This is a genomic window from Polaromonas sp. LjRoot131, assembly GCF_964252805.1.
Lineage (GTDB): Bacteria > Pseudomonadota > Gammaproteobacteria > Burkholderiales > Burkholderiaceae_C > Polaromonas.
This window is the reverse complement of sequence record NZ_CAXUPF020000001.1, coordinates 249,718-265,375: the sequence shown is the minus strand read 5'-3', so window position 1 is coordinate 265,375 and position 15,658 is coordinate 249,718. Positions and strand designations below refer to the sequence as shown.

Here is a 15,658-nt window from a genome sequence, read left to right as displayed (position 1 = left end):
ATATTGCCTCTTAACGTGAAAATAATTGATTCACCCGCACACCCGTCATGACGCTTTCCATCCTTGAATTGCGCCACCTGCGCACCCTGACCGCCCTGCGCGACAGCGGCAGCCTGGTGCGCGCGGCGCAGCTGCTCAACCTCACGCAGTCGGCGCTGTCGCACCAGGTCAAGCTGTTGGAAGAGCGCTATGCCACGCCGCTGTTCGAGCGCAAATCCGTGCCGCCGCAGTTCAGCACCACGGGCCTGCGCCTTCTGGCGCTGGCCGACGCGGTGCTGCCGCAGATCGAGGAAGCCGAGCGTGACGTGGCGCGGCTGGCTACCGGGCGCTCCGGCCAATTGCGCATCGCGGTTGAATGCCATACCTGTTTTGACTGGCTGATGCCGGCCATGGATGCGTTTCGCACCCGCTGGCCTGAGGTGGAACTGGACATCGTCTCGGGCTTTCACCCCGACCCGATCGCGCTGGTGCTGCAGGACCGCGCCGACATCGCCATCGTGTCGGAGGCCGACGCCGATGAAACGGTGGACTTCCACCCGCTGTTCCGTTTTGAAATCATGGCGCTGATGGCCAACCACCACGCGCTGGCCGCCAAGACACACCTGACGGCCAAGGACTTCGCCAACGAAACGCTGATCACCTACCCGGTTCCGGATGAAATGCTGGACGTGGTGCGCCAGGTGCTGGAGCCGGCGGGCGTCAAGCCCGCGCGCCGCACCACCGAACTGACGATTGCCATGCTGCAACTGGTGGCGAGCGGCCGCGGCGTGGCGGCGCTGCCCAAGTGGGCGGTGCAGAGCTACCTGGACCGCGGTTATGTGAGCGCCAGGCCCATAGGAAAAAAAGGACTGATGGGGCGCCTGTATGTGGCCTGCACCGAAGCCACGTCAAGCCGGCCCTGGCTGGGTGATTTTGTGGCGATCACGCGTGAGAGCTGTTTTCTCACGCTCAGTGAGATCGAGTTGCTTTAGGAAATAAACCCAGTCAATAAGCTGTGAAGCTCAGTGCCGGCCCTGGCGCAACTGGGCCAGGCGCTCGGCCATGGCGTCGATGTCGAGCGCGTCTTCGGCGTTGGCCAGGTAGGTTTCCAGGTCGGCCACCGCGCGTTCGGGCTCGCCGTGGGCGGCCCAGGCCAGGCCGCGGTCGCGGTATTCCGTCCAGGCTTCGGGCTGCAGCACGATGAGGCGGTCCTGCACCGGGATCAGGCGCTGCCAGTCTTCCTGGGTCTTGTGGATTTCCTTGAGGTTGCGCAGCATGCGGCTGATGATCTCGCGCGGCGGCGCCGACTGCAGGTACAGGCCCATGGGCACCTCGAATTCATCACCCGGGCTGCCGCCGTGCTGCCGGAAGGGCTCGAGCCGCTCGGACAGCTCCTCGCGGCTCAGCGACTGGCCGCTGAACGGGTCTATCACCACCTGGCCCTTGGGCAGATTGACCTTGACCATGAAGTGCCCCGGAAAGGCCACGCCGCGCGCATTGAGCCCCAGGCCCAGGGCCAGTTCCAGCCACAGCACCGCCAGCGTGATCGGGATGCCGCGGCGCGTGCGCAGCACGGCGTTCAGGTAGCTGTTGTCGGGGTCGTAGTAGTCATTGACGTTGCCGCCAAAGTTCAGGTCGTGGAAAAAGAACTGGTTCAGCGCGCGCAGCCGCTGCAGCGCCGGTGCGTCGGCCGGCAGGCGGCGCTTGAGGCGGGCCAGCAGCTGGTCGACGTCGCCCAGCACCTGTTGCACGTCCAGGTCGGGATATTCGTCCTGCGCCAGGCTGATGGCGGCTTCCAGGAGGGGGAAATGCTCGTCGCTTTCCACCAGGCTGGAGAAATATTGCAATGGTGACGGTACAGCCAGATTTAATTGCATGACCCCTACTTTCTCATAATCCGGCGCAAAAAGGCATCCGGGAAATGCCGCTCGGGGCCTGGAGCATGCCGCCCGTCAATGTCTCAGCAGCTTTGTCACCTTGAGCCCGGACAGCCACAGCGCCGCAAAATACAGCAGCGCCGACGCCAGCATGACCAAAGCCAGCCAGCCGATACGCTCCAGGGAATGGCTTTTCAGGGCGACCCAGCTCACCGCCCCGGCGGCCCACAGCAAAAAGGCCGCCAGCAGGGCGCTGGCGCCCCCCACCTGCAGTGCAAACTTGCCCCAGCCGGGCACCGGTTTGTAACTTCCGCGTTTCAAAAGCCCCAGCAACAGCCACAAGGCGTTGACCAGGGCGCCGATGGCGATCGACAGCGTCAGGGCTGCATGCTGCAGCACCGGCACCAGAAAATAATTCAGCACCTGCGTGAACACCAGCACGCACACGGCGATATACATCGGCGTGCGCATGTCGTGCCGGGCATAAAAGCCCGGCGCCAGCACCTTGACGGCCACGATGCCCATCAGCCCCACGCCGTAGTTGCTGAGCGCCACCGTCGTACGCTGGACGTCGAGGTCGCTGAACGCACCGTAGTGGTACAGCACGGCGACCAGCGGCTGCGAGAACACCAGCAAAGCCACGGCACAGGGCACCGAGAGCAGGACCACCAGGCGCAGACCCCAGTCGAGCATGGCCGAGTAGCGCTCGTCGTCCTGGCTGCCGCGCGCCGCGGCCAGTTGCGGCATCAGCACCACCCCCAGAGCGACGCCCAGCATGGCGGTGGGAAATTCCATGAGGCGGTCGGCATAGGTGATCCAGCTCACGCTGCCGACGGCCAGGTGCGAGGCGATCTGTGTGTTGATGAGCAGCGATATCTGCGCAACGCTCACACCCAGCAAGGCCGGTAACATCAGGCTCAGCACCTTGCGTGTGCCCGGATCATTCCAGGACTGGCGCAAGGCCGTGAAACTGGCGCCTATCCGCGGCAACAAACCCAAACTTCGCAGCGCGGGCAGTTGCAGGCCCAGTTGCAGCAGGCCGCCCACCATCACCCCCACACATTGGGCATAGATCGGTTCGATGCCATGCCTGGCAAACCAGGGCGCACCCAGGGTGATGGAGCCTATCAGCGCCACATTCAGCAATACGGGCGAGGCGGCGGGCACGGCAAACCGGCGCCAGGTGTTGAGGATGCCGCCGGCCAGCGCGACCAGCGACATGAAGCCGATGTAAGGGAACATCCACCGGGTCATCACCACGGCGGCGTTGTAGCCCTGCGGCTTCAGGCCGCTCGCCATGGCCCATACCATCAGCGGAGCGGCCAGCACGCCGGCCACGCAAAGCAACACCAGCGTCCAGGTCAGCAGGGTCGCGACGTGGTCAATCAGCTGTTTTGCGCCTTCTTCACCTTTTTCCGCCTTGCAGGCCGCCAGCACCGGCACAAAAGCCTGGCTGAAAGCCCCCTCGCCGAGTACCCGGCGGAACAGGTTGGGTATCCGGAAGGCGACGTTAAAGGCGTCGGTCATGGCGCTGACGCCAAACACCGAAGCCATCAGCAGGTCCCGGACAAGGCCCGTGACACGCGAGGCCAGGGTCAGCAGGGAGACGGTGGAGGCGGCTTTAAAAAGTGACACTCCGGGAGTTTATAGCCCCCACGGTCGTTCACTTCGTGTAACTCCCTGCCCCCCGAGGGGGCCGCTGCGCCTGCGGCCCGGCAAAGCCGGTTCCGCGGCCCCTGCTGGTGTAAGTCCTTCCTGGCTAAAACCACCATTTTTGGCATAAACCTCGGCCGTCGTATAATCCAAGGCTTTGCTGCAACATCCACAGACTCCTCCCCAGGATTAAAGGAATTTATATATGGCTACCGCCAAACCCAAGAAAAAGAACCCACGCCTTGCGTCGGGCCGCAAACGCGTCCGCCAGGACGTCAAACTCAACGCCGCGAACACCTCGCTGCGCTCCAAATACCGCACCGCTGTGAAAAACGTCGAAAAAGCCGTTGCAGCTGGTGACAAAGACAAAGCCAAGGACCTGTTCGCCAAGGCCCAGAGCATTGTGGACACGGTTGCCGACAAAGGCATCTTCCACAAGAACAAGGCAGCGCGCGACAAGAGCCGCCTGTCCGCCAAGGTGAAAGCCCTGGCACTGGCCCCCGCAAAGGCCGCCTAAGTAATTAGGCAAATCGCCCGGACGGCATCTTCTTAACGAAAATACCGTCCGCCGTTTTGTAGGGTGCGCTGCAGCAAAGCAAAAAAGCCGTCGAAAGACGGCTTTTTTGTTGGCGCTTCAATTTCGAGACCCGGATGAGCCAGAAAGCGTAGCGAGCGGGTACGAGGCAAGGCGCCCGGAGCACAGCAACCGGAATGTACCCAGGTACATGAGGATTGCGAGCACCGCGCAACGCCGCATCGTGCCCGCGCAGTAGCTTTATGGCTTATCCGGAATCAGGCAAGCTTCGGCCATTTGCAGGTCATTGTCCTTGGCGAAGTTAATCGCGAAATCCCAGGCCATGGGTTCGGCCTCGCGCAGTTCCGAGTTGACGACCACACATTTCACGCCGTTGATGACGGTGGGCACGCACCAGGGGGAATAGGTCAGGTGGCTGCCGGGCTGCGGACCGCCCGGGCGGAAATGGCTCATCACGCCGCACAGCCTGTCGGCCCAGTCGCTGGGCCGGAAGGTTTTGCCGTCGCGGGTAATACCCTGGATGAAGACTTCTTTGGCGGTGTTGGAGACCATCGGGTGGAGGGTTTTTTGCGCCGCCCGGCATGGGAAAAGGATGGGATTCACCCCATGCTGCAGCGCACAACAATTCTAGCTTAACTCGGACTCTTATATAAGACTTGATAGACAAATTTTCAATGGCGCCCATAGCGGGGAGCGCCGCGCGCCTGCATTGCAGCAATGCGCAAACGTCACAAAAGCCCGCAAAGTCTGCGCCTAAAATCAGCCTAGGCCCGCATCAATCGCTGCGGGCCTCGGATTTTCCGCACTGTCACAGCCCTTGTTCCGGAGTTTTCCATGACCGCAGCCCTGCCCAAGCACATCGAAGCCGCCTCCCCCCACGTGATGAACACCTACGGCCGCCTGCCCATCGCGCTGGACCATGGCCAGGGCTGCCGCGTCTGGGACGTCAACGGCAAGGCCTACCTTGACGCGCTGGGCGGCATCGCCGTCAACACCCTCGGCCACAACCACCCCAAGCTGGTGCCGGCCCTGCAGGAGCAGATCACCAAACTCATCCACACCTCCAACTACTACCATGTGCCGCTGCAGGAAGCCCTGGCCGCCAAACTGGTGGAGCTGTCGGGCCTGGAAAACGTGTTTTTCTGCTCCACCGGCCTGGAAGCCAATGAGGCCGCGCTCAAGCTGGCGCGCAAGTTCGGCCACGACAAGGGCATTGAACGCCCGGAAATCGTGGTCTATGAAAAAGCCTTCCACGGCCGCAGCATCGCCACCCTGAGCGCCACCGGCAACCCCAAGGTGCAAGCCGGCTTCGGCCCGCTGGTCGAGGGTTTTATCCGCGTGCCGCTCAATAACATGGACGCGCTCAAGGCCGCCACCGCCAACAACCCCAATGTGGTCGCCGTGTTCTTTGAGGCCATCCAGGGCGAAGGCGGCATCAACAGCATGAAGGACGAGTACCTGCGCGAGGTACGGGCGCTCTGCGACGAGCGCGACTGGCTGCTGATGATCGACGAAGTGCAGTGCGGCATGGGCCGCACCGGCAAATGGTTTGCCCACCAGTGGGCCGGTATCAAGCCCGACGTGATGCCGCTGGCCAAGGGCCTGGGCTCGGGCGTGCCGGTCGGCGCCGTCGTGGCCGGCCCCAAGGCCGCCCGCATTTTCAGCCCCGGCAACCACGGCAGCACCTTCGGCGGCAACCCGCTGGCCATGCGGGCCGGCGTGGAAACCCTGCGCATCATGGAAGAAGAAGGCCTGCTGGCCAATGCCGTGAAGGTGGGCGACCACCTGCGCGCGGCGCTGGCGAGCGGCCTGGCCGGTGAGAAAGGCCTGAAAGAAATCCGAGGCCGCGGCCTGATGCTGGGCATTGAACTGACGGTGCCCTGCGGCGAGCTGCTGGGCCGCGCCGCCGAGAATGGCCTGCTGCTGAGCGTGACCGCCGACACCGTGATCCGCTTGGTGCCCTCGCTCACCATGACCACGGCCGAGGCCGACGAAGCGGTGGCCATCCTGGTGCCGCTGATCAAGCAATTGCTGAAAGAGAAAAACGCGTGACCACTGCGATCCCCGCTACCCCCGCCCCTGTGCGGCACTACCTGCAGTTCAGCGACCTGAATGCCGCCGAATACGCTTACCTGTTCGAGCGCGCCGCCATCATCAAGAAGAAATTCAAGACCTACGAAAAACACCAGCCGCTGGTCGATCGCACCCTGGCCATGATTTTCGAAAAAGCCTCGACGCGTACCCGTGTGAGCTTCGAGGCCGGCATGTACCAGCTGGGCGGCAGCGTGGTGCACCTGACCACCGGCGACAGCCAGCTGGGCCGGGCCGAGCCCATCGAGGACAGCGCCAAGGTCATCAGCCGCATGGTCGACCTGGTGATGATCCGCACCTTTGAGCAGACCAAGATAGACCGCTTCGCCGAGCATTCGCGCGTACCGGTCATCAACGGCCTGACCAATGAGTTCCATCCCTGCCAGATCCTGGCGGACATCTTCACCTACATAGAGCACCGAGGCTCCATCAAGGGCAAGACGGTCGCCTGGGTGGGTGACGGCAACAACATGGCCAACACCTGGCTGCAGGCCAGCGAAATCCTGGGCTTCAAGGTGCACCTGAGCACGCCGGGCGGCTACGAGGTGGACCAGTCCATCGCCGGCATACGCTCGGCCGACAGCTACAAGGTCTTCAAGGACCCGATGCAGGCCTGCGCCGGCGCCGACCTGGTCACCACCGACGTTTGGACCAGCATGGGCTATGAGGCCGAGAACGAAACGCGCAAAAAGGCCTTTGCCGACTGGTGCGTGGACACCGACATGATGCGCGCGGCCAAGCCCGACGCACTGTTCATGCACTGCCTGCCCGCGCACCGCGGCGAGGAAGTCGAAGCCGACGTTATCGACGGCCCGCAATCGGTGGTCTGGGACGAGGCAGAGAACCGGATGCACGCGCAAAAGGCACTTATGGAGTTCCTTTTGCTGGGTCAGCTCGCGTAAGACGCGAGCGTCGGCGCGATAGCGCAGGCGCCAGAGGCAAAGTCCTTAACCGCGCCCCACAAACGGCATCTTCGTGGCCATGATGGTCATGAACTGCACGATTTGAGTCGACCATGCATACTGACCCACTCTATTGAACACATGTCATCACGCCTGTGCGTCGAACAAGAGTGAGCTCAATTGGCGCAACGGCAACTACTTCGCCATTTACGAGCAAGCGCGGAGGCGTGACCTGAAACGACTCGGACACAACTGCAGCGGTCTTCACGTTCAGCCAAAACTCGCGTATGGGCTGTGAACCTTTCAACTCCATTGATGCGTCCAATGACCGATACGGCAACCCAGAGTCCTTGGAGAAGGGCAAGCTTATGTGCGGGCCTGTTGCCGGCACATCCACGCTGATGTCAGATGTTAAAAACCTGACCGAAGTCCCCGGCGTCAGGCCGAAGGTCATACCAATCCACACCATACCGTCGGCGCGGGAAGCATGAACAGACATCGAACTTGCATTTGGAAGAGCCTGCCGCCAGCCACCATACGGCACGCTGCCACACGTTTTTCCTTCATATCGGTGTGCAGTGTCGACGGGAAGAAAAATGTCGCGGGACACCGCGCAACCAGCCAGCGCAGCAAGCCCAAGCAGTCCCACGAAAAATGCACTGACGACGAATGCATGCCTAAGGGTTGAATTGAGCGGCTCTTTAAGACTCCGCATTGCTATGCCCCAAAGGCCGACAGGACAGCAACGTGGAAACTTTGCCATGCGCAAGCCTGACCCGCAAAAGCATCAGCCGCGCCCCACAAACGGCATCTTCGTGGCCATGATGGTCATGAACTGCACATTGGTCGACAGTGGCAGCGATGCCATGTGCACCACCGCGTCGGCCACTTCCTTCGCGTCCATCATGGGTTCGATGGCGATCTCGCCGTTGGCCTGGGGCACGCCCTTGGCCATGCGGGCCGCGAGTTCCGTCATGGCATTGCCGATGTCGATCTGGCCGCAGGCGATGTTGTACTTGCGGCCGTCCAGCGAGATGGATTTGGTCAGCCCCGTGATCGCATGCTTGGTGGAGGTGTAAGGCGCCGAATTGGGCCGCGGCGCGTGGGCCGAGATCGAGCCGTTGTTGATGATGCGGCCGCCCTGGGGCAACTGGTCTTTCATCAGCCTGATGGCGGCTTGCGCGCAGAGGAAGGAGCCGGTCAGGTTGATGTCGACCACATTGGTCCATTGCTCAAAGGTGATGTCCTCGAGGTTCACGGGCGGCGCGCCCACGCCGGCGTTGTTGAACAGCAGGTCGAGGCGGCCGAATTTTTCTTTCACCTTGGCAAACGCCGCCGCCACGGACTCGGGCTTGCTCACGTCGGTCGGCAAGGCCAGTGCTCGATCGGTGCCGCCCTCCTTGGCGACTTCGTTGAGCGGCTCCACGCGGCGCCCGACCAAGGCCACGCTATAGCCTTCACGCAGCAGAGCCAGCGCCACGGCCTTGCCGATGCCGGTGCCCGCGCCGGTAACGAGTGCGACTTTGCCGTTGGACTTGTTGTCGGGATTCATGGTGTGCCTTTGTCTCTCTTGAAGGGGTTGCAGGAGGGGTTCGGTAAATCGATGCAGCAACAAGCGCCGCAGGTCTGGATTGTGCCCCAGCCTGCGCAATTGCACAGGCCGCGCCTGGGCCTCGCCGCAGGCCATCGCCGCTCAATACTTTAGGTTTCAACTATTTTTGACATTGTTGGAAATAACCGACACCACGGTTTTTTTGCCGGTGCTACCTTTGCACCCATGACAGCCCGCACACGCGCTACAGGCGCATCACCACCGCTCAAAATCTGGGACATCTCGCCATCGGTCGATGAAAACGCCGCGGTGTTTCCCGGTGACACGGCCTATTCGCAGCAGCTGCATTTTTCGCTGGCGCCGGGCTGCCCGGTCAACGTCAACAGCATCACGCTGTCGCCGCACACCGGTGCGCATGCCGATGCGCCGCTGCACTATGCCAACGGCGAAGCCAGCGTCGGTGAGCTTGACCTCGCCCCCTACCTCGGCCCCTGCCGCGTGATCCACTGCTTCGACTGCGGCCCGCTGGTCCTGCCCGGGCACGTCGCCCACGCGCTGCAAGACCTGCCGGCGCGCGTGCTGCTACGCACCGCACGCAAGGCCAGCCAGGCCTGGGACGCCTTCACCGCCATCGCGCCGGAAACACTCGAATTACTGGCGGGCAAAAACATCACCCTGGTCGGCATAGACACGCCCAGCGTGGACCCCGCCACCAGCCAGGACCTGCCCAGCCACCACCAGTTGCTGGCACACGGCCTGCGCGTGCTGGAAAACCTGGTGCTCGATGAGGTCGCCGAAGGCGACTACGAGCTGATTGCCCTGCCGCTCAAGCTCACCCAGGCCGATGCCTCTCCCGTGCGCGCCATCCTGCGCGAACTTCCCTGAAGAAAAAATGATGACCACTCTGCAAGACTGCCGCGCCCTTGATGCGCAAGACCCGCTGCGCAAACTGCGCGACCAATTCACCTTGCCCGAAGGCGTGATCTACCTCGACGGCAACTCGCTGGGCGTGCTGCCCAACACCGCAGCCGCCCGCGTCGCCGAGGCCGTGACGGCCGAATGGGGCCAGGGCCTGATCCGTTCCTGGAACAGCGCCGGCTGGTTTGAGCTGCCGCAGCGCCTGGGCAACAAGATTGCCCGGCTGATAGGCGCGGCCCCCGGTGAGGTAGTGGCTACCGACAGCACCTCCATCAACCTCTACAAGGTGCTGAGCGCCGCGCTGCACATCGCGGCCCAGGACGAGCCCCAACGCAAACTCATCGTCAGCGAACGCAGCAACTTCCCGACCGACCTCTACATCGCCGAAGCGCTGTGCCGGGAGCGCGGTTTTCGCCTGCAACTGGTCGAGCCCGACGAGATCGCCGCCGCGCTCACGAATGAAGTCGCCGTGCTGATGCTGACGCATGTGAACTATCGCACCGGTGCCATGCACGACATGGCCGCCCTCACCGCCGCCGCGCATGCCGCCGGCGTGCTCACCGTCTGGGACCTTGCACACAGCGCCGGTGCCGTGCCGGTGGACCTGAACGCGGCGAAGGCCGACTTCTCGATTGGCTGCGGCTACAAATACCTCAACGGTGGCCCCGGCGCGCCGGCCTTTGTCTGGGTCAACCCGAAACACGCCGACCGCTTCTGGCAACCGCTGGCCGGCTGGTGGGGCCACGCAGCGCCCTTCGAGTTCACACCCGACTACCGGCCTGCCGCAGGTATCTCACGCTACCTTTGCGGCACCCAGCCCATCCTGAGCATGACCGCGCTGGAGTGCGGGCTGGACACGGTACTGGCCGTAGAACCCTTGGGCGGTATGCAGGCCTTGCGCAAAAAATCACTGGCGCTCACCGACCTCTTTATCCAGCTCGTCGAAGACCGCTGCGCAGGTCACGGCCTGGGCTTGGCCACACCGCGCGAACATGCAATGCGTGGCTCACAGGTGTGCCTCACCAAAACAGAAGGTGCCTACGCCATCGTACAGGCCCTCATCGCACGCGGCGTGATCGGCGACTTCCGCGCCGGCGACGGCAAAACCGGCAAGCATCTGGACATCCTGCGCTTCGGCTTCACACCGCTCTACATCGGCTTTGAAGACGTCTGGAACGCCGTCGAACATCTGAAGCAAGTGCTCGAAACCGCCGAATGGCAAAAACCCGAGTTCAACCAGAAACACGCGGTCACCTGATGAACAACGACAACGACAACAAGCCCCAAGCGCCCGCAGACATCGTGCGCGACGAAAAAGCGCAGCTCGACTTCAGCAAATCCATGAGCTACGGCGACTACCTGCAGCTCGACGCCATCCTGGGCGCGCAAAAGCCGCTCTCGCCCGACCACAACGAAATGCTGTTCATCATCCAGCACCAGACCAGCGAACTCTGGATGAAGCTGATGCTGCACGAGCTGCGCGCCGCAATTGCCAACGTCGCGAAAGACGAGCTGGGCGGCGCCTTCAAGATGCTGGCCCGGGTGAGTCGCATCATGGAGCAGCTGGTGCACGCCTGGGACGTGCTGGCCACCATGACGCCGCCCGAGTACAGCGCGATCCGCCCCTACCTCGCCAACTCCAGCGGATTCCAGAGCGCGCAATACCGCTGCATCGAATTTGCACTCGGCAACAAGAACGCCGCCATGCTCAAGCCCCACGCGCACCGCCCCGACCTGCTGGCGCAGGTGCAGGCCGCTTACGAAGCCCCGTCGCTCTACGACGAAGCCCTGCGCCTGCTGGCCCGCCGCGGCCTGGCCGTGCCGGCCAGCCATACCCAGCGCGACTGGACCCAGGGCTATGTCGAAAGCGACGAGGTTGAGCAGGCCTGGCTGGTGGTCTACCGCGACCCGAAGAAGTACTGGGACCTCTACCAGCTCGGCGAGGAACTGACCGACCTGGAAGACGCTTTCCGGCTTTGGCGGTTCCGGCATGTGACCACGGTGGAGCGCGTCATCGGCTTCAAGCGCGGCACCGGCGGTACCGGCGGCGTCAGCTACCTGCGCAAGATGCTCGATGTGGTGCTGTTCCCGGAAATCTGGAAACTGCGCACCGACCTCTAAAGAATCTCTAAAGACCGGGCATTTATTTAATTGTTGACGAACGTATTCATTTGAATACAATCGTCGACATGGTACCTATTTCCGCCCGACTCCCCGACGATCTTTACGAGTGGTTGTCGACGCTTCCGATGGAAGACGCGACCACCCTCAGCGACAAGCTCCGCGTCGCCGTACTCCACCTCAAACGCATGCACGATGGCGACGCCGATTATTTGGGCGCCCTGTCGATGTACCGCGACCTGGGCCGCAACACGCGCGAGCAGATCGCCCAGCTTGAGCGCCAGACCGGCCAGCACTCCGAAGTGCTGGCGGCGTTCATGGAACATCTCCCGGCCTTGATCGCCATGCTGCATGCCAGCCAGGCCTCCTCTCCCAACAGCGCCCGGGAACTGGAAGCCGTCTTGGTCAAACGCACCATGCAGCTGGCGGAAACGCTGCTGAGGCAGGCGGTCACCACCCGCGCCGCCGCCTATGATGAAAAAGTCATCATTGATAATTCAACTCGTGTGCTCGAGTTGGCGCGCCTGATTTCGTCACCACGCTAAAAAGGGAGGTTTTATGGCCGATAGCTTACGTACCCGGGTTACCCGCGTGATTGCGGGCGGCGCACATGCGCTGCTCGACAAAATTGAGGATGCCGCGCCTGTCGCCGTGCTCGAGCAATCGGTGCGCGAGGTCGAGCAGATCACCGACGAGGTCAGGGCCGAACTCGGCCGCATTGTCGCGAACCGGCACCTCGCCCAGCAGCAACACCTGCAGCTCAACAAGGAGCACGATGCCTTGTCCGCCTCCGTGACCACGGCGATTGCGGAGAGCCGCGAAGACCTGGCCAAACAGGCAATCGCCCGCCAGCTCGACATCGAGGCGCAGTTGCCCATCCTCGAGACCAGCCTCAGTGAAATGAGCCAGCAGGACAAAGAGCTGTCCGGTTTCGTGGATGCGCTGATGGGCAAGAAGCGCGAGATGGAGAAAACCATCCAGGACTTCGAGGCATCGCGCCGCCTCGCCGAAACCAGCAACCTGCGCAAAAACCCCGCCGCCACCGCCGAGGCCAGGATGAATTCCGCCCAGTCGGCGTTTGACCGCACCTTCCGGCGCCAGACCGGCCTGAACGGCGCCGGCAGCGGCGGGCTGGAGCAGGCCGCCAAACTCAACGAACTCAACCAGCTGGTGCGCGACAACAAGATCAGCGAACGCCTGGCCGAGCTCAAGGCGAGCCATTGAGGCCGCCGCGATGATCATCTTCACCGCACCGGAAACCTGGCCTTTTGGCGCCGCGCTGGCGGTGATGGTCGGCTTGAGCATTGTGGAGGGAGCGGGCCTGATGCTGGCGCACAGCCCTTCGCACATTCTTGACAACCTGCTGCCCGAGATGCCCGACGGCGCCGACGGCCCGCTGGGCTGGCTGCATGTCGGCAAGGTACCCTTGCTGGTACTGCTGATATTGTTCCTGGCGGGATTTACCGTCTCCGGTTATGTGATCCAGTCTGTCGCCCACGGCTTGGCCGGCTCCCTGCTTCCCGCCTGGCTGGCCAGCATCCCGGCTTTCCTCGCGGGTATCTCCACGGTCAACGGCGTGGGCGGACTGCTGGCCAAGATCGTGCCCGGCGATGAAACCAGCGCGGTGAGCGAGCAGACCCTGATAGGCCGCGCCGGCGTCATCGTCAAAGGCCACGCGCGCGACGGCGTGGCCGCAGAGGCCAAGGTCCGCGATGCGAATGGCCGCGCGCACTATGTGATGGTCGAACCCGACATCGCGGAGCAGACGCTGGACGAAGGCACTGCCATCGTGCTGGTGCGCAAAGCCGGCGCCCGCTTCAAGTGCATACGCAACCCGCACCCTGAGCTTTTGTGAGACGAGCCAAAAGAACTGAAATTGAATGGCACAAAACGGCCCTCACGGCCGGCCAAAAACAACAACCGGAGGAAGTAGATCGTGATTGACATGCTTATCAACATAGCGGTTCCCGCAGCGCTGGTATTTTTCCCGCTGCTGCTCATCGGCATCATCTTCGCGCGGCTTTACCACCGCGCCACCAAGGAGACCGCTTTTGTGCGCACCGGCCTCGGAGGCCAGAAAGTCATCATGGATGGGGGCGCCATCGTGCTGCCGATCTTCCATGAAACCATTCCCGTGAACATGAACACGCTCAAGCTTGAGGTCTCGCGGCGCGAGGAGCAGAGCCTGATCGCGCTGGACCGCATGCGTGTGGACGTGGCGGCCGCCTTCTTCGTGCGCGTCAAGCAGACCGCGGAATCGGTCAGCACGGCGGCCCAGACCCTGGGGCGCAAAACCATGGAGCCGGCGGCGCTCAAGGTTCTGGTCGAAGACAAGTTCGTCGATGCCTTGCGTGCCACCGCGGCCACCATGTCGATGCGCGAGTTGCAGGACAAGCGCCGGGAGTTTGTCCAGGCCGTGCAAAACGCCGTGGCCGAAGATCTCGAGAAAAACGGCCTGGAACTCGAATCGGTCTCGCTCACCAGCATGGACCAGACCGCCAAGGAGTTCTTCAACCCCAGCAACGCCTTTGACGCCGAAGGCTTGACCCGGCTGACCGAAGAAACCGAAAGCCGCCGCAAACAGCGCAACGACATCGAGCAGGACACCGAAGTCCAGGTGCGCACCAAAAACCTCGAAGCCGAACGCCTGAAGCTGACCATCTCCAAGGAGCAGGAATTCGCGACCTTGACCCAGCAGCAGGAAATCTCCAATGCCAAGGCCGACCAGACCACCGCCATCGCCAAGATCGAAGCCGAACGCCATCGCGAAGCCGAGGAGGTCCGCATCAACGCCGACCGCTTGGTGAAGGAAAGGCGCATCGAAGCCGACCGCACCGTCAACAGCGCAGAGATCGACAAAAACCTTTCGGTGCAGAAAAAGCAGATCGAAGCCGACCGCGAAACCAAGGTCAAGCAGGCGGAGCAGCGCCAGTCCATCGAGCTCGCCAACCAGGGCGCAGCCATCGCCATCGCGCAAAAGTCCCAGGAACAATCCCAGGCCGATGCGGCCGCCAACACGGCACGCGCTGAAGCCGTCAAGTCCGAAGAACTGGTCAACACGGCCCGTGAAGTGGCGATTGCCGAACGCGGCAAATCCATCCAGCTGATTGACGCCGCGCGTGAAGCAGAGCAGCAGGCGATTTCCATCACTGTGGCCGCAGCAGCCGAACGCGAAGCCGCAGAGAATCGCGCGCTGGCATTGCGGGTCGAAGCGGATGCCAAGAAAGCCGCGGCCCTGGCCGAAGCCGAAGGTATCAGCGCCATCAACGAAGCCAAAAACCGCCTGGGTGCGGCGCAGATCGACCTGGCCGTTCGCCTGCAGCTGATCCAGTCGCTGCCGCTGATCATCCAGCAGTCGGTCAAGCCTCTCGAGAAAATCGAGTCGATTCGCCTGTTCCAGGTCAACGGCATGCCCACAGGCAATGGCGCCGGCGGCGCGGGTCAGGCCGGCGGTTCCGGCGGTGCAGGCACCTTGCCCGAGCAGGTCGTCAACTCCGCGCTTCAGTACCAGGTCGCCAAACCGATTGTCGATGCCATCATGAAAGACGCCGGACTCAGCAATCCCTCGCTGACGGGGATTGCCGAATCCGTGGCGGCCATGGTGGCGATGCCGCAGGTGCCTGTGGTGGTGGCTGCGCCTCACGCTGAGCCAAAGTCCTGAGGCTTGCCGGCCGGGTCTTGCGCCGGCGGGCGCGCTCCCTCTATGCTCTTTGCTGAGGGCGGTTGGCCGGGGGTTGCCCGGCGGCAACTCACTTTTCTTTTGCTTCGCCAAAAGAAAAGTAAGCAAAAGAAAAGGCGACCCTGGTTGCTGCGTCCCTCCGCTGCGCTTCGGGCAACCTGCGGTGCTCGGTCCGGCCGGGGTCTCGCTAAACTCGCTACGCTGCGCTTCGCTCAAACAACGCGATCCCTGATCCGTCTGGCCCTGCGCTCCTCGGCGCATCCACAAGGGGTGGGAAGGAATACCAATACCTGAAGAAACAAGGACTCGCCGTGGCGAGTCCTTGTTTGTCTTGGTTTGTTCTTTGTCTTT

At 62.8% G+C, this 15,658-nt stretch carries 16 protein-coding genes; 11 read left to right on the top strand and 5 right to left on the bottom strand.

Annotation, left to right across the window (positions count from 1 at the left end; translation table 11 throughout):
* The first annotated feature begins 47 nt into the window (after positions 1-47).
* A complete protein-coding gene (locus tag ACSQ27_RS01230) occupies positions 48-971 on the top strand; it encodes a LysR substrate-binding domain-containing protein (RefSeq protein ID WP_436153663.1) in 924 nt (307 codons plus the stop codon).
* Positions 972-1,001: 30 nt separating this feature from the next.
* Here the strand turns inward: ACSQ27_RS01230 and ACSQ27_RS01225 are convergent, their stop codons facing one another.
* Positions 1,002-1,856 (bottom strand): SirB1 family protein, encoded by an 855-nt coding sequence (locus ACSQ27_RS01225; protein ID WP_436153662.1) that lies wholly within the window; start codon positions 1,854-1,856, stop codon positions 1,002-1,004.
* 75 nt (positions 1,857-1,931) lie between these two features.
* Positions 1,932-3,491: a murein biosynthesis integral membrane protein MurJ gene (gene murJ / locus ACSQ27_RS01220; RefSeq protein WP_436153661.1), complete on the bottom strand. Its 1,560-nt coding sequence runs from the start codon at positions 3,489-3,491 to the stop codon at positions 1,932-1,934.
* Positions 3,492-3,714: 223 nt separating this feature from the next.
* On the opposite strand from murJ, the gene rpsT reads away from it, so the two are divergent.
* The gene (rpsT, locus tag ACSQ27_RS01215; RefSeq protein WP_007864125.1) at positions 3,715-4,026 is read left to right on the top strand and encodes a 30S ribosomal protein S20; all 312 of its coding nucleotides are present in this window, start codon (positions 3,715-3,717) and stop codon (positions 4,024-4,026) included.
* 258 nt (positions 4,027-4,284) lie between these two features.
* Here rpsT and ACSQ27_RS01210 read toward each other — a convergent pair whose 3' ends face one another.
* Positions 4,285-4,596 (bottom strand): DUF3579 domain-containing protein, encoded by a 312-nt coding sequence (locus ACSQ27_RS01210; protein WP_436153660.1) that lies wholly within the window; start codon positions 4,594-4,596, stop codon positions 4,285-4,287.
* A gap of 282 nt (positions 4,597-4,878) precedes the next feature.
* Here ACSQ27_RS01210 and ACSQ27_RS01205 point away from each other — a divergent pair, with 282 nt between their 5' ends.
* Together ACSQ27_RS01205 and argF are read left to right on the top strand one after the other, a co-directional pair.
* The gene (locus ACSQ27_RS01205) at positions 4,879-6,096 is read left to right on the top strand and encodes an aspartate aminotransferase family protein (protein ID WP_436153659.1); all 1,218 of its coding nucleotides are present in this window, start codon (positions 4,879-4,881) and stop codon (positions 6,094-6,096) included.
* The gene (gene argF / locus ACSQ27_RS01200) at positions 6,093-7,037 is read left to right on the top strand and encodes an ornithine carbamoyltransferase (RefSeq protein WP_436153658.1); all 945 of its coding nucleotides are present in this window, start codon (positions 6,093-6,095) and stop codon (positions 7,035-7,037) included. The genes ACSQ27_RS01205 and argF overlap by 4 nt, the downstream gene beginning before the upstream one ends.
* Before the next feature lie 130 nt (positions 7,038-7,167).
* Here the strand turns inward: argF and ACSQ27_RS01195 are convergent, their stop codons facing one another.
* Entirely contained in the window at positions 7,168-7,800 is a 633-nt protein-coding gene (locus ACSQ27_RS01195) for a hypothetical protein (protein ID WP_436153657.1), read from the bottom strand.
* A gap of 24 nt (positions 7,801-7,824) precedes the next feature.
* Positions 7,825-8,589, bottom strand: coding sequence for an SDR family oxidoreductase (locus ACSQ27_RS01190; protein WP_436153656.1), 765 nt, complete (start codon positions 8,587-8,589; stop codon positions 7,825-7,827).
* Between the two features lie 225 nt (positions 8,590-8,814).
* Here ACSQ27_RS01190 and kynB point away from each other — a divergent pair, with 225 nt between their 5' ends.
* The 7 genes from kynB to ACSQ27_RS01155 all read left to right on the top strand — a co-directional run bounded on the left by kynB (position 8,815) and on the right by ACSQ27_RS01155 (position 15,289).
* Positions 8,815-9,474, top strand: a complete 660-nt coding sequence (kynB, locus tag ACSQ27_RS01185) for an arylformamidase (protein WP_436153655.1) — start codon at positions 8,815-8,817, stop codon at positions 9,472-9,474.
* Between the two features lie 10 nt (positions 9,475-9,484).
* The gene (gene kynU, locus ACSQ27_RS01180; RefSeq protein WP_436153654.1) at positions 9,485-10,765 is read left to right on the top strand and encodes a kynureninase; all 1,281 of its coding nucleotides are present in this window, start codon (positions 9,485-9,487) and stop codon (positions 10,763-10,765) included.
* Positions 10,765-11,628 (top strand): tryptophan 2,3-dioxygenase, encoded by an 864-nt coding sequence (kynA, locus tag ACSQ27_RS01175; protein WP_436153653.1) that lies wholly within the window; start codon positions 10,765-10,767, stop codon positions 11,626-11,628. Before kynU ends, kynA begins: the two co-directional genes overlap by 1 nt.
* A gap of 68 nt (positions 11,629-11,696) precedes the next feature.
* The gene (locus ACSQ27_RS01170) at positions 11,697-12,173 is read left to right on the top strand and encodes a hypothetical protein (RefSeq protein ID WP_436153652.1); all 477 of its coding nucleotides are present in this window, start codon (positions 11,697-11,699) and stop codon (positions 12,171-12,173) included.
* Between the two features lie 13 nt (positions 12,174-12,186).
* Positions 12,187-12,852, top strand: a complete 666-nt coding sequence (locus tag ACSQ27_RS01165) for a PspA/IM30 family protein (RefSeq protein WP_436153651.1) — start codon at positions 12,187-12,189, stop codon at positions 12,850-12,852.
* Positions 12,853-12,862: 10 nt separating this feature from the next.
* Complete coding sequence (locus ACSQ27_RS01160; protein ID WP_436153650.1) at positions 12,863-13,483, top strand: YqiJ family protein; 621 nt, start codon at positions 12,863-12,865, stop codon at positions 13,481-13,483.
* A 90-nt stretch (positions 13,484-13,573) separates the two neighbouring features.
* The gene (locus ACSQ27_RS01155) at positions 13,574-15,289 is read left to right on the top strand and encodes a flotillin family protein (RefSeq protein ID WP_436153649.1); all 1,716 of its coding nucleotides are present in this window, start codon (positions 13,574-13,576) and stop codon (positions 15,287-15,289) included.
* The last annotated feature ends 369 nt before the right edge of the window (positions 15,290-15,658 follow it).

Coding starts and splice junctions, on each gene's coding strand:
- ACSQ27_RS01230 (WP_436153663.1), top strand. CDS start 48: ATGACGCTTTCCATCCTTGAATTGCGCCACCTGCGCACCCTGACCGCC.
- ACSQ27_RS01225 (WP_436153662.1), bottom strand. CDS start 1,856: ATGCAATTAAATCTGGCTGTACCGTCACCATTGCAATATTTCTCCAGC.
- rpsT (WP_007864125.1), top strand. CDS start 3,715: ATGGCTACCGCCAAACCCAAGAAAAAGAACCCACGCCTTGCGTCGGGC.
- ACSQ27_RS01210 (WP_436153660.1), bottom strand. CDS start 4,596: ATGGTCTCCAACACCGCCAAAGAAGTCTTCATCCAGGGTATTACCCGC.
- ACSQ27_RS01205 (WP_436153659.1), top strand. CDS start 4,879: ATGACCGCAGCCCTGCCCAAGCACATCGAAGCCGCCTCCCCCCACGTG.
- ACSQ27_RS01195 (WP_436153657.1), bottom strand. CDS start 7,800: ATGGCAAAGTTTCCACGTTGCTGTCCTGTCGGCCTTTGGGGCATAGCA.
- ACSQ27_RS01190 (WP_436153656.1), bottom strand. CDS start 8,589: ATGAATCCCGACAACAAGTCCAACGGCAAAGTCGCACTCGTTACCGGC.
- kynB (WP_436153655.1), top strand. CDS start 8,815: ATGACAGCCCGCACACGCGCTACAGGCGCATCACCACCGCTCAAAATC.
- kynU (WP_436153654.1), top strand. CDS start 9,485: ATGACCACTCTGCAAGACTGCCGCGCCCTTGATGCGCAAGACCCGCTG.
- kynA (WP_436153653.1), top strand. CDS start 10,765: ATGAACAACGACAACGACAACAAGCCCCAAGCGCCCGCAGACATCGTG.
- ACSQ27_RS01170 (WP_436153652.1), top strand. CDS start 11,697: ATGGTACCTATTTCCGCCCGACTCCCCGACGATCTTTACGAGTGGTTG.
- ACSQ27_RS01165 (WP_436153651.1), top strand. CDS start 12,187: ATGGCCGATAGCTTACGTACCCGGGTTACCCGCGTGATTGCGGGCGGC.
- ACSQ27_RS01160 (WP_436153650.1), top strand. CDS start 12,863: ATGATCATCTTCACCGCACCGGAAACCTGGCCTTTTGGCGCCGCGCTG.
- ACSQ27_RS01155 (WP_436153649.1), top strand. CDS start 13,574: ATGCTTATCAACATAGCGGTTCCCGCAGCGCTGGTATTTTTCCCGCTG.